This is a genomic window from Streptomyces narbonensis, assembly GCF_014649015.1.
Classification (GTDB): Bacteria; Actinomycetota; Actinomycetes; order Streptomycetales; family Streptomycetaceae; genus Streptomyces; species Streptomyces narbonensis.
In genome coordinates, this window is record NZ_BMSF01000015.1 from 136,578 (window position 1) to 149,792 (window position 13,215).

At 73.6% G+C, this 13,215-nt stretch carries 10 protein-coding genes; 5 read left to right on the forward strand and 5 right to left on the reverse strand.

Going from position 1 to position 13,215, the window contains the following annotated elements; all coding sequences use genetic code 11:
- Positions 1-62 precede the first annotated feature (62 nt).
- The 5 genes from IE124_RS26390 to IE124_RS26410 all read left to right on the forward strand — a co-directional run bounded on the left by IE124_RS26390 (position 63) and on the right by IE124_RS26410 (position 7,089).
- A complete protein-coding gene (locus tag IE124_RS26390; RefSeq protein WP_019889861.1) occupies positions 63-356 on the forward strand; it encodes a DUF503 domain-containing protein in 294 nt (97 codons plus the stop codon).
- Between the two features lie 30 nt (positions 357-386).
- Positions 387-827, forward strand: coding sequence for a 30S ribosome-binding factor RbfA (gene rbfA / locus IE124_RS26395; protein WP_055641055.1), 441 nt, complete (start codon positions 387-389; stop codon positions 825-827).
- On the forward strand, positions 824-1,750 hold the full coding sequence (gene truB, locus IE124_RS26400; protein WP_189511038.1) for a tRNA pseudouridine(55) synthase TruB: 927 nt from the start codon (positions 824-826) through the stop codon (positions 1,748-1,750). Before rbfA ends, truB begins: the two co-directional genes overlap by 4 nt.
- Before the next feature lie 283 nt (positions 1,751-2,033).
- Entirely contained in the window at positions 2,034-6,083 is a 4,050-nt protein-coding gene (locus IE124_RS26405) for a serine protease (protein WP_189511040.1), read from the forward strand.
- Between the two features lie 40 nt (positions 6,084-6,123).
- Entirely contained in the window at positions 6,124-7,089 is a 966-nt protein-coding gene (locus tag IE124_RS26410) for a bifunctional riboflavin kinase/FAD synthetase (protein WP_189511042.1), read from the forward strand.
- A gap of 56 nt (positions 7,090-7,145) precedes the next feature.
- On the opposite strand, the gene IE124_RS26415 is transcribed toward IE124_RS26410, so the two are convergent.
- Genes IE124_RS26415 through IE124_RS26435 form a run of 5 tightly spaced genes read right to left on the reverse strand, consistent with a single transcriptional unit; the run spans position 7,146 to position 13,067 of the window.
- The gene (locus IE124_RS26415) at positions 7,146-8,156 is read right to left on the reverse strand and encodes an ABC transporter ATP-binding protein (protein ID WP_189511044.1); all 1,011 of its coding nucleotides are present in this window, start codon (positions 8,154-8,156) and stop codon (positions 7,146-7,148) included.
- Positions 8,153-9,142: an ABC transporter ATP-binding protein gene (locus IE124_RS26420; protein WP_189511046.1), complete on the reverse strand. Its 990-nt coding sequence runs from the start codon at positions 9,140-9,142 to the stop codon at positions 8,153-8,155. Before IE124_RS26420 ends, IE124_RS26415 begins: the two co-directional genes overlap by 4 nt.
- Positions 9,139-10,134, reverse strand: a complete 996-nt coding sequence (locus tag IE124_RS26425; RefSeq protein WP_189511048.1) for an ABC transporter permease — start codon at positions 10,132-10,134, stop codon at positions 9,139-9,141. Before IE124_RS26425 ends, IE124_RS26420 begins: the two co-directional genes overlap by 4 nt.
- Positions 10,131-11,192 carry an ABC transporter permease gene (locus IE124_RS26430; RefSeq protein WP_189511050.1) on the reverse strand — a complete coding sequence of 354 codons (1,062 nt, stop codon included), beginning with the start codon at positions 11,190-11,192 and terminating at the stop codon, positions 10,131-10,133. Before IE124_RS26430 ends, IE124_RS26425 begins: the two co-directional genes overlap by 4 nt.
- A gap of 3 nt (positions 11,193-11,195) precedes the next feature.
- Positions 11,196-13,067 (reverse strand): ABC transporter substrate-binding protein, encoded by a 1,872-nt coding sequence (locus tag IE124_RS26435; protein ID WP_189511052.1) that lies wholly within the window; start codon positions 13,065-13,067, stop codon positions 11,196-11,198.
- Between the last annotated feature and the right edge of the window lie 148 nt (positions 13,068-13,215).

Genomic DNA, 13,215 nt, shown 5'->3' on the forward strand with positions numbered 1-13,215 from the left:
TCCCTGCCGAGCGACGGCCCGGCAGGCCACCGAACCCGAACCGGCGGGACATCCGGCACCGCATGTACGTGGGGACTCTGTCCTTCGATCTGCTCCTCGGCGACGTCCACTCGCTGAAGGAGAAACGCTCCGTGGTCCGCCCCATCGTCGCCGAGCTCCAGCGCAAGTTCTCCGTGAGCGCGGCCGAGGTGGGCGACCAGGACCTCCACCGCAGGGCCCGGCTGGGCGTCGCGCTGGTGTCCGGGGACCCGGGTTTCGTATCGGACGTGCTCGACCGCTGTGAGCGGCTCGTCGCCGCGCGTCCCGAGGTGGAGCTGCTGTCGGTGCGACGCAGGCTCCACACTGATGAAGACTGATTTGAGCAAGGCAAAGAAGGAGAAGGACCAGTGGCCGACAACGCGCGGGCGAAGAAGCTGGCAGACCTCATCCGGGAGGTGGTCGCCGAGAAGCTGCAGCGTGGCGTCAAGGACCCCCGCCTGGGCACGCACGTGACCATCACGGACACCCGCGTCACCGGCGACCTGCGGGAGGCCACGGTCTTCTACACGGTCTACGGCGACGACGAGGAGCGGGCGAGCGCCGCGGCCGGCCTGGAGAGCGCCAAGGGCGTCCTCCGTTCGGCCGTCGGCCGGGCGGCGGGGACGAAGTTCACCCCCACCCTGACGTTCATCGCAGACGCCCTCCCGGAGAACGCCAAGACGATCGAGGACCTCCTCGACAAGGCGCGGGCCTCGGACGCCCAGGTGCGGGAGGCGTCCTCGGGCGCCACCTTCGCGGGCGACGCCGACCCCTACAAGAAGCCGGGCGAGGACGAAGCCGCCGAATGAGCAACGCAGCAAAGACGCCCGACGGCCTGGTCATCGTCGACAAGCCGTCGGGCTTCACCTCGCATGACGTCGTGGCCAAGATGCGCGGGATCGCCAAGACCCGCCGGGTCGGCCACGCGGGCACGCTCGACCCCATGGCCACGGGCGTCCTCGTCCTCGGTGTGGAGCGGGCGACCAAGCTCCTCGGTCACCTCGCGCTGACCGAGAAGGAGTACCTGGGCACCATCCGCCTGGGCCAGACCACGATCACCGACGACGCCGAGGGCGAGATCACGGCGTCGGTCGACGCTTCGAAGGTCACCCGGGAGCAGATCGACGCGGGCGTGGCCGAGCTGACCGGCGCCATCATGCAGGTGCCGTCGAAGGTCTCCGCGATCAAGATCGACGGCAAGCGGTCGTACGCACGGGTCCGCGGCGGCGAGGAGTTCGAGATCCCGGCCCGTCCGGTCACCGTCTCCTCCTTCCAGGTGTACGACGTCCGCGAGGCGACGGCCTGGGGGTCCCCCCAGGACGAAGGCTCTGGGGGAGGCACCCCCGTCGTCGACCTGGTCGTCTCGGTCGTCTGCTCCTCCGGTACGTACATCCGGGCGCTCGCCCGGGACCTCGGAGCGGGGCTCGGCGTGGGCGGCCATCTGACCGCGCTGCGCCGCACCCGGGTCGGCCCGTACAAGCTCGACGCGGCCCGGACGCTCGACCAGCTCCAGGAGGAGCTGACGGTCATGCCGGTCGCCGACGCGGCCACGGCGGCGTTCCCGCGCTGGGACGTCGACGAGAAGCGGGCCAAGCTGCTCCTGAACGGTGTCCGGCTGGAGATGCCGGAGTACCCGGCGGGTCCCGTCGCGGTCTTCGGACCCGAGGGGACGCTGCTCGCGCTGGTCGAGGCCCAGCGGGGGAAGGCCAAGAGCCTCGCCGTCTTCGGCTGAGGCCGGACCCGGAGCCGAAACCGGACCCGAAACCGGACCCGGAGCCGAGACCGGAGCCGGAGTCGGGATCGGGGCCGCGGCCCAGGGCTGCGGACCGGGGTCCCTCGGGACCCGACCGGACCGTCGCTTGTAGGGCGGACACGCACGCGTGTCCGCCCTACACGTGTCTTCCGCGAGATTTCACCCCTTCGGGGAGGCGCTCGGAGTGAAACGGGGGAGCGTCGGGGGGCGCGTTTCCCTACTGGGTTCTCCCGGTGATCACTGTCGACCTACCGTCGACACCATGGGACGCGGGGACGTGGCGACGCTGGTCGAAATCTGTGATCCGGCAGGCCGGCCGCGCGGTACGGGATTCCTCGCCGATCATCACGGCACGGTCGTGACCAGCCACGAAGCGGTCGAGGGGCTCGCCCGCGTCGTCCTGCACGCCCCGGGCGACCTGACCTGGCTCGCCGAGGCCGAGGCCGTCACCGCCCTGCCGGAGAGCGGCCTCGCGCTCGTCAGGACCGAAGGGCTCGGTGTCCGCCCCGTCGCGCTCGCGACCCGCCCCGAGATCGAACCCGGCACCTACGTCCGGATCGCCGCCCACGGCTGGCGCGAGGCCCGGGTCCTCGGCCCCGCCGCCGTCACCTACGCCGCAGCCGACCGCTTCCACGTCCTCGCCGACGCCCTCGAACTCGCCATCGGCACCGAGGGCGCCGAGGCGCTCCGCCGCGGCGGCCGGGCCGCGGGCGGCCCCGTCCTCGACACGGCCACCGGCACCGTCGTCGCCGTCCTCGGCACCGCCCTGCACGGAAAGCGCCCGGCCGCCGGATACGCGGTGCCGCTCCGGCCCGACGGCCCGCTCGCCGCCCTCCTGCGGCGCAACGCGGCCACCGTCCCCGCCTACGGACCGGACCTCAACCTCGCCGGGATCCTGGAGCTCACCGCCACCTCCACCGGCCCCGCGAGGGAACCCGACCCCTGGCCCGAGCCCGTCGAACGCCCCGAGTGTGCCCGGGAGTTCGCCCGCTTCACGGCCGGGGAGGCGCTCGTCCTCGCGGTCGTCGGCGCCCCGGGCTCCGGCCGCACCACCGCCCTCGCCGCGCTCTGCGCCCGCCGCGCCCAGGGCCCCGCACCCGCCCCCACGGTCCGGCTGCGGGGCGCCGACCTGCGCGCCGAGGACCACTCGCTCGCCGACGCCGTCGGCCGCGCCCTGCGCCAGGCGGGCCGGATCGTCGCCGCCTCCGGGGCGCTCGGCGACACCGCGACCGCGACCCCCGAGCGGGCCGCCGCCCTCGCCAGGGACGCCGGCCGGCCCCTCCTCGTCGTCCTCGACGGCCCCGAGGAGATGCCGCCGCTCCTCGCCCACCGCCTGGCCGACTGGACCGAGGCCACCGAGCAGTGGCTGCGGGCCCACGGGGCCCAACTGGTCACCGCCTGCCGCCCCGAGCACTGGGACCTGGCCGGCGCGCTCTACGGCCCCGCCGCCGTGCACCGGCCGGCGACGGGGAACGGGGACGGACTGCCCGCCGCCCTCGTGCTCGGCCCGTACACCGAGTCGGAAGCGCGGACCGTCCGGCAGGGGTACGGCCTCGGGGAGACCGACCTCGCCGAGGCGGACGCCCGCCATCCGCTCGCCCTGCGACTGCTCGCAGAGGTCCGGGCGGCGCTCCCGGACGAGGTCCCGGGGCGGCCCGGCCGGGAGGAGATCTTCCAGGCCCATGTGGACCTGATGTGCCTGCGCGTCGCCGTCCGGGTCGCCGCGGCCTCCCGGCCCCTGCTCCGGGGCACCGCCGTGCGGCTGATCGCCGCCCGGGTCGCCGGACAGGTCCACGAGGCCGCCCGTCGCTGCCTCGGCCCCGGCCACGGTGTCCTCGACCGGGCCTCCTTCGAGGAACTGTTCCCCTGGCGGGAGGGCTGGGCCTCGGCCGTCCTCACCGAAGGCCTCCTCGTCCCCGCGGGCTCCGGTTACCGCTTCGCCCACGAGGAGCTCGCCGACTGGCTCCAGGCCGCCCACCTCGACCTGGACACGGCCCTCCACGCCCTGATCCACAGCCACGGCGAACAGCAGCCGGCACCGGTCCGGGACGAGGCCACGGGGACGGAGACGTCCGGGAGCGCTGCGGCCACCGAGGGGTCGCGTACGGCCCAGGGGCGCGGTGCCGACGGCGAGGGGCCCGGGGCGCCCCGGGGGCGCGGTTCCGTGCGGGGACGCGACTTTGCCGCGGGGACCGGCCCCGGCGCTGCGCGTGGTTCCGTCACGGGGCGCGATCGTGACCCCGGGCACGGTTCGGCCCCGGTCCCCGGCTTCGCTCCGGACTCCGGTCCCCCCGCGAGGACCGGCCCCGACCTCGGGCGCGGCTCTGATCAAGGCCCATGGGCCGGGTCCGCTCCTTGGGCTGGGTCCGCTCCTCGGTCCGGTGGCGCATCGGCGCGTCGTTCCGATCTCCCCGCCGGGGCGGACTCCCCGGCGGGGGTCCGGGACGAGGAGCTCGTATCTCCGGCTGGTCAGCCCGGGGTGGTGCCCGGCGCCCGCCCGTCCGACGGCGACCCCGTCCGCCCGGCGCCGGGGACCGGACGGCACCGGGCGAGCCCCGCCCCCGCCGCCCCGGTCCCCGGCGGGGGCTCACCCGCACCCGCCGAGGTCCCCCGGCAGCGGACCCCCGCCCCGGCCGAGGTCGCGGCCGATCGCCTTCCCGTCCCCCGGCACCGCATCGGGCCCGTCCTCCAGGCGCTGCTGCGGCTCCATCGCGAGCAAGGCCCCGGCGCGCTCGCCCCGCGCCTCGCCGCGCTCGTGGAGTCGCTCGACCGGTTCGCCGACGGGGGGCCCGCGTACGCCGACGCCGGCTGGTGGGCGGTCCGGCTCCTCGGGGAGAGCGTGCGCCGGGTGGGTGACCCCCGGCCTTACCTGCCCATCCTCCGGCTCCTCGCCGACCGCATCGGCGGCCGTCCCGCGCCCCGTCCCGTCTTCGCCGCCTTCGGTGCCGCCTTCTGGCAGGGGCTCCCGCTCGGCGAGGACGAGCGGATCGACCTGCTGCGGCGGCTCGTGCCGGCCGATCCGCCGCCCGCCGGGACGCCGGACGGCGACGGCCCCGGCGACCGGTGCCTCGACACCGTCGCCGGGCTGCTCGTCGCCGACCCGCGGGGCGTCCAGCCGCTGCTGTGCCGCTGGTTCGGCGACGAACGCCCGCTGCTCGCCGCCCCGCACACGACGGTCGCCACCGCCGCCCAGGCCCTCCTGCACACCCACCGCGGACTCGCCGTCGACGACCTCTGCGAGGCGCTCGTCTCCACCGCCCACCCACTTGCCGACGGGCTGCTCGCCGCCCTCGCCAAGGACGAGCCCTCCGCGCTCTGCCGGGCCGTCGACCGCTGGGCCCACGACGACGGCCGCCCCGAGCGCCGGGTCGCCGCCGCCGCGTACGGCCGGCTGGTCGCCGGCCGCCTCACGGCCCCCGCCGACCGCGAACTCCTCCGCTACGCCGCCCTCGCCCTGCTCGCCCGCCCCGCCGACCAGGCCCTCCACGGCCCCGCCCTCGGCCTGCTCGTCCGCGACCCGCACACCCGGGCCCGCCACCTGCCCCGCGCCATCGCCGAGCCCCTGGTGCCCGCCGACGCCCTCGCCGAGGCCCTCGCGACCCACCCGGGACCGGTCCTCACCGCCTTCAGGTCCCGGCTGCACGGCACGGGGGAGGAGGCCGCCGCCGCCCTGCGCGCCCTCGCGGAGATCGACACGCCCGCCCTCACCCGGCGCGTCGCCGCCCTCGTCCGCGACTACGTCGCCCGCCTCCCCGAGGGCGCCGCGCACGTCGCCCGCTACGTGGACCGGCGCTTCGAGGACGGTCCGGCCGGCCGCGCCGTCCTCTTCCCGCTGGTCTCGGGACTGATCCGGGGCCGCCCCGCCGTCGTCCGCCGCGCCCTCGCCCCGGTGCTCGCCGCCCCCGGCACGGGCGCCTCCCGGCACCTGCGGGCCGAGCTGCTCGACGTACTCCTGGAGCACGAGCGGTACGAGGCCGAGGCGGGCGAGCTCTCCGTCCTGGACGCCCTCCTGAGGGCTGCCGCCGAGGGCGCCGGGGAGCGCAGCGTGCCCCGCACGCGGGAGCTCGTCCACCGGGTCGCCGCCCTGTACACCCGCACCCCCGAGGGCGCGGGACGGCTCGACCGGGCCCTGGCCGGGCTCGTCCACGAAAGTCCCGGCTTCACCGCGCTGCTCGTCGCCTGGACCGTCGCCGTACCGGGGGAGTGGGCCCCGCTGCTCGGTCCCGAGACCCTCCGCGCGCTGCGGAGCCCCGGCACTTCCATGCCGATGCGTACCGACGGGCGTGGGCATGGCAGTCTTAGACCTGCGTAATCGGCGAACAGGGCGAACAGGCGGACGAGGAGCGGTCACAGTGCAGCGCTGGCGTGGCTTGGAGGACATCCCCCAGGACTGGGGGCGCAGCGTCGTCACCATCGGCTCCTACGACGGGGTGCACCGCGGGCACCAGCTGATCATCGGGCGTGCCGTCGAGCGCGCCCGGGAACTCGGCGTCCCTTCGGTCGTGGTCACCTTCGACCCGCACCCCTCCGAGGTCGTGAGGCCCGGCAGCCACCCGCCGCTGCTCGCCCCGCACCACCGGCGCGCCGAGCTGATCGCGGGCCTCGGCGTGGACGCGGTGCTCGTGCTGCCCTTCACCGCCGAGTTCTCCCAGCTCTCCCCGGCGGACTTCATCGTGAAGGTGCTCGTCGACAAGCTGCACGCCAAGGCGGTCATCGAGGGCCCCAACTTCCGCTTCGGGCACCGGGCCGCGGGGAACGTCGCGTTCCTCTCCGAGCTCGGCGAGACCTACGACTACGAGGTCGAGGTCATCGACCTGTTCGTCAGCGGCTCGGCCGGCGGCGGCCAGCCCTTCTCCTCCACTCTCACCCGCCGGCTCGTCGCCGAGGGCGACATGGCGGGAGCGTCCGAGATCCTCGGCCGCCCGCACCGCGTCGAGGGCATCGTCGTCCGCGGTGCGCAGCGCGGCCGCGAGCTGGGCTTCCCGACGGCCAACGTCGAGACCCTGCCGCACACGGCGATCCCGGCGGACGGCGTCTACGCCGGCTGGCTGACCGCCGACGGCGAGCGCATGCCGGCGGCGATCTCCGTCGGCACGAACCCGCAGTTCGACGGCACGGAGCGGACGGTCGAGGCCTACGCGATCGACCGCGAGGGGCTCGACCTGTACGGGCTCCACGTGGCCGTGGACTTCCTGGAGTACGTGCGCGGCATGCTCAAGTTCGACACCCTCGACGACCTGCTCCTGGCGATGGCGGCGGACGTGAAGCGCTGCCGCGAGCTGACGGAGACGTACGACCGGGAGAACCCGGCCCCGTAGCGGCCCGCCCGGGCCGGGGCAGCCCGGCCCCAGAGCGGGTCGCCCCCGCGGCGGGCTCAGCTCGTCGTTCCCCCCGTCACCCAGTGGCACGCCACCGCGCGCGACCCGCCGCCGTCCAGGACGGGCAGGTTCTCGCCCCGGCAGAGGTCCGCGACCGCGGCCGCCTCGCCCGAGGCGAGGATCTGGCAGCGGGCGTGGAAGCGGCAGCCCGACGGGATGCGGGACGGGTCCGGCGGCTCGCCGGTCAGCACGACCGGAGCGCCCTCCGACTCGGGCAGCACCGACAACAGCGCCCGCGTGTACGGGTGCTGGGGAGCCGTCAGTACGGACTCCACGGGGCCCGTCTCCACGACCCGGCCCAGGTACATCACCGCCACCCGGTCCGCGATGTTCCACGCGAGCCCCAGGTCGTGCGTCACCACCAGCGCCGAGAGTCCCAGTTCGTCCCGCAGGCGCAGCAGCAGCGCCAGGATCTCGCCCCGTACGGACGCGTCCAGCGAGGCCACCGGCTCGTCGGCGACGATCAGTTCGGGTTCCAGGACGAGCGCGCCCGCGATAACCACACGCTGCCGCTGACCGCCGGACAGCTCGTGCGGATAGCGCAGGAAGAAGCGCTCCGGCGGCCGGAGCCCGGCCCGCGCGAGGGCCCCGGCGACCGCCGCCCGCTCGTCCCCCGCGTACCCGTGGATCCGCAGCCCCTCCGCCACCGCGTCGTACACCGTGTGGCGGGGGTTCAGCGAACCGCTGGGGTCCTGGAGGACCAGCTGCGCCCGCTTCCGGTAGGCCTTGAGGGCCCCGGAGGAGTACGCGAGCGGCCTCCCGTCGAAGGAGACCGTGCCCGAGGTGGGCCGTACCAGGCCCAGGAGCGAGCGGGCCAGCGTCGTCTTGCCGCACCCCGACTCGCCGACGAGCGCGACGATCTCGCCGGCGCCGATGTCGAGGTCCACGCCGTCCACCGCCCGCGCGGGCGGCGCGCCCCGCCGCCCGGGGAAGGTGACGTGCAGCCCGCGCGCCGAGAGCAGCGACCTCGTGGACGTCTTCGTGGTCACGGCCGTGTCCGTACTCATGACGTGCTCCCTGGCGTACGCGAACCCACATGGACGCACGCGGCCCGATGGCCCGCGCCCGCCTCCCGGAGTTCCTGGTCGAGCTCCGTGCAGGCGTCCACGGCCACCGCGCAGCGCGGATGGAAGGCGCAGCCGCCCGGCAGGTCCGCCGGGTCCGGCGGGTCGCCCGGCAGACCGCGCGGCGCCCGCCGGGACGCGAGGTCCCCGATCCGGGGGAACGCCGAGGACAGCGCCCGCCCGTAGGGGTGCGCGGCGGCCTCGTACACGGCCCGCGCCGGGCCCTCCTCGACGACCCGCCCCGCGTACATCACGGCCAGCCGGTCGCAGGTGTCGGCCAGGACGGCCAGGTCGTGGCTGATCATCAGGAGGCTGATGGACTCCTCGGCGACGAGCCGCTCGATCAGCCGCAGGATCTGCGCCTGGATCATCACGTCGAGCGCGGTCGTCGGCTCGTCGGCGACGATCAGCCGAGGGTCGCACGCGAGCGCCATCGCGATCATCACGCGCTGCCGCTGACCGCCGGACAGTTCGTGCGGGTAGGCCGCCGCGCGGGCGGCGGGCAGTCCGACGTGTTCGAGCAGCTCGCCGACGCGCCGCCGGGCCGCCGCCGGGGTCGACCTGCCGTGCACGAGCAGCGGCTCGGCGATCTGGTCCCCGATCCGGTGCACCGCGTTGAGCGAGTGCATCGCGCCCTGGAAGACGATCGACGCGCCCGCCCAGCGCACGGCCCGCAGCCGCCCCCACGACATGGAGAGGACGTCCTCCCCGTCCAGCAGGACCTCGCCCTCGATCCGTGCCGAGGCCGGGAGGAGCCGCAGCAGCGCGAGCGCGAGCGTCGACTTGCCGCAGCCCGACTCGCCCGCCACGCCCAGCTTGCTGCCCGCCTCCAGGGTCAGGTCGACCCCGCGTACGGCGGGCACGGCGGCGGCCCCGGAGCCGTACGTGACCCGTAGGTCCTTGATCTCCAGCAGGCTTCGAGCGCTCAACGCCCCACCCCCAGCTTCGGGTTGAGAACGGCCTCGACGGCCCGGCCGCAGAGGGTGAAGGCGAGCGCGACCAGCGCGATCGCCAGGCCGGGCGGGGCCAGGTACCACCAGTGGCCGGAGGAGACCGCGCCCGCCTCCCGGGCGTCCTGGAGCATCCCGCCCCAGGAGACCACCGTCGGGTCGCCGAGCCCGAGGAAGGCGAGGGTCGCCTCGGTGAGGATGGCCGTCGAGATGCAGAGCGTGGTCTGCGCGAGCACCAGCGGCATCACGTTCGGCAGGACGTGCCGGCTCATGACGTGCCCGTGGCCGCCGCCGAGCGCGGTAGCGCGTTCGATGTACGGGCGGGACTCGACCGCGATCGTCTGAGCCCGCACGAGCCGGGCCGTCGTCGGCCAGGAGGTCACGCCGATCGCCAGGACCACCGTCCACATCGACCGGGACATGACGGTCGCCAGCACGATCGCGAGGACCAGCGTCGGCATCACCAGGAACCAGTCCGTGATCCGCATGACGACCGTCGAGAACCAGCCGCCGTAATGCCCGGCGATGATGCCCACGACGGTGCCGATGGCGACCGAGAGGGCCGCCGCGAGCAGTCCCACGAGCAGTGAGATCCGGGCTCCCCAGATCAGCAGCCCGAGCAGCGAGCGCCCGAACTGGTCGGTGCCGAGCGGGAATTCGGCGCTCGGCGACTCCAGCGCCGTGCCGGGTGCCTCCGTCACCGACTGGACGTCCGCGCCGACGGTCAGCGGGGCGGTGGCGGCGAGCAGCGCGATGAGGGCGAGCGCGGCGAGGCCGTACAGCCCGGCGCGATGGGTGCGGTACTGCTTCCAGAAGCGGGCCACCGAGGCCCGGCGGCGCTGCCACACCAGCGAGGTCGCGGTGGTGGATGTCTTCGCGGCCTTCGTCCCGCCGACCGCCTCGGTCGTCTCCGTCGTCTCGGTCGTCTTGGTCGTCTCGGTCTTCTTCTCGGTCTTCTTCGCGGTCGTCATCGGCCCACCCGGGGGTCGAGCAGCGGATAGAGCAGGTCGGCGATCAGGTTCATGAGGATCATCGCGCCGGCGAAGACCACGAACAGACCCTGGACGAGCGGCAGGTCGGGCACACTGAGCGCCTGGTAGAAGAGGCCGCCGAGCCCCGGCCAGGAGAAGACCGTCTCCACCAGGATCGAACCGGCCGCCACATGGCCCAGGTTGATGAAGATCATGGTGACGGTGGGGAGCAGCGCGTTCGGCACGGCGTGCCGGCGCCGTACGACGTCGTCGCGCAGCCCCTTCGCCCGGGCCGTCGTCAGGTAGTCGCCGCCCATCTCGTCGAGGAGCGAGGAGCGCATCACGAGCAGGGTCTGCGCGTAGCCGACGGCCACGAGCGTCACGACGGGCAGGACCAGGTGGTGGGCGACGTCGAGGACGTACCCGAAGCCGGTCTCTCCTGTGCCCGACTCCATGCCGCCGGTCGGGAAGAGCCCGGGGATCGGTCCCATGCCGACCGAGAACACGATGATGAGCAGCAGCCCGAGCCAGAAGGACGGCACCGACCACAGGGTCAGCGCGATCCCGGTGTTCAGCTTGTCGCCGAGACCGCCGTGGCGCCAGGCCGAGCGGGTGCCGAGCCAGAGTCCGAGAGCCGAGTAGATCACCACGGCGACGCCGGTGAGCAGCAGTGTCGCGGGGAGCTTCTCGGCGATCAGGTCCCCGACGGGCGCGCGGAACTGGAACGAGGTGCCGAGGTCGCCGCTCAACGCCTTGGCGCAGTAGTCGGTGAACTGCTGCCAGAGCGGCAGATCGAGGCCGAACTGGCGGCGCAGCGTGGCAAGTTGCTCTGCCGTGGTGGGCACGCCGTGAGTCATCGCCTTCACCGGGTCACCGGGGATGATCCGGAAGAGGAAGAAACTGGTGACCAGGACGGCGAGGAGCGAGACGAGTGCGCCGCCCAGCTTCCCCGCAGCGTGGCGGAGATAGCCGAGGGAGGAACCGGTGCGGGACGCGCCGTCCGTGGCGCGGGCCTGATCGGCCCGCGCCACGTCGGCGGGGGTGCTTGCCGTCGTCACGGACTACTCGCGGTCGTCGGCGGTGGTGCGGCGGCGCCGGGCGGTCCAGACGCCCACTCCGACGAGGATGATCGCGGCGGCGCCGATGCCGATGATCAGCCCGGCGGACGAACTGTCGTCCGAGTCGCCGGACGAGGCGGCGGAGGCGGTGGGCACGGCGGACCACCAGCTCCAGTAGCCGTCCTGCCCCCACAGGTTGCCGGCGGCCTCCGGCATGGTCGTGATGGACTTGATCTGGTCCGTGCGGTACGCCTCCAGGGCGTTCGGGTAGGCCATGATGTTCATGTACCCCGTGTCGTACAGCCGGGACTGCATCCGCTTGACCAGATCCGCCCGCTTGGCGGCGTCGTACTCCACCGCCTGCTGCGCGTAGAGCGTGTCGAACTCCTTGTCGCAGATGAAGTTGTCGGTGGCGCCGCTGTCCTTCGGCGTCGCCGGGAGCGTGCCGCAGGTGTGGATCGACAGGACGTAGTCCGGGTCCGGGTTGACCGACCAGCCGTCGAAGGCCAGGTCGTAGTCGCCCTTGACCCACGGGTCGGAGACGCTGTCCAGACACTCGACCTTCAGCCCGATCCCGAGCTTGCCCCACCACTCCTGGAGGTACTTCCCGATCGCCTTGTCGTTCGGGTCGGTGGCGTGGCACAGGATGCGGAAGTCCAGCGCCTTGCCGTCCTTGCCGACGCGCTTGCCCTCGGCGTTCTTCCGGTACCCGGCGGCGTCCAGGACCTTCTCCGCCCCGGCCGGGTCGTACGCCCGCTTCTGCGCGGTCTCCGGCGTCCAGAAGTACGAGCCGAAGCGCGGCGGGATGTACCCCTCGCCCTCGACGGCGTGTCCCTGGAAGACCTTGTCGACGATGGTCGTCCGGTCGACCGCGAGGAAGAGCGCCTTGCGTACCGCCGGGTCGAGCAGTGCCTTGTGGCCGTTGCCGAAGGTCTTGCCGTCCTGGGAGCGGGCGCCCGGGTTGGTGGCGATGGCGAAGAAGCGCCGGCCGGGAGCGTCGTTCACCTTGATGTTCTTCTGCGACTTCAGCGCATCCGCCTGGGCGGGCGTCAGGTTCGGTACGAAGGACACCTCGCCCTTCTGGAGCGCGGCGACGGCGGCGTCACCGTCCTTGTAGTACTTGAATACCAGCTCGTCGAACTTGGGTGCGCCCCGCCAGAACGTCTTGTTCGGCTTCAGCTTGATGTATTGGTCGACCTTGAAGTCGGTGATGACGAAGGGGCCGTTGCCGACGATCGGGAACTGCTGGTCGTTGTTGAACTTCGAGAAGTCGCCGACCTTCTCCCAGACGTGCTTCGGGACGATCGGCACGTCGAGCGCCGTCATCGTCGCCTGCGGCTTCTTGAGCTCGATGACGAGCGTCCGTGGGTCGGTGGCGGTGACCTTCTTGAAGTTGGCCGTGAAGCTGCCGTTCGCCGTGGCGGCGTTCGGGTCGGTCATCATCTTGTTGAAGGTCCAGGCCGCGTCCTCGGCGGTGGCCGGCTTCCCGTCGGACCACTTCGAGTCCTCGCGGATCGTGTACGTCCACGTCAGCTTGTCCGCCGAGGGCGTCCACGCGGTCGCCAGGCCGGGGATCGTCCGGGCGTCCTTGGCATCGTAGTTGGTGAGGTACTCGTAGGCCAGACGGTGGATGCTGGTCGAGGTGAGCTTCTGGGCGAGGAACGGGCTCAGCGAGTCGATGCTCTGCGAGACGGCCACCGTGAGGGTGGCTCCGCCGCTCTTCGCGTCGGCGGTGGCCTGCGCGACGGGGGCGGCCGGTGAGGCCTGTGCGGCCTGGGGGACGGCCGAGAGCGCGGTGGCGGCGACCCCCGTGGCGAGAAGCAGCCGGAGGAGTCTTCGGGGGGCGGCCGGACGGGAGGGGACCTTCGTGACCATGACCATAGGACGTGACCTCGTGTCGTGGATCTTGGGGGCGCCAACTGGTGAAGCGAAGGTCTATCAGCGGCGGCCGACCGCGTCAACGATGCGTCAAACCCCTTGTGGACTGCGGGAATGCCAAGAGGCTCCGTATCGGACGACCGAT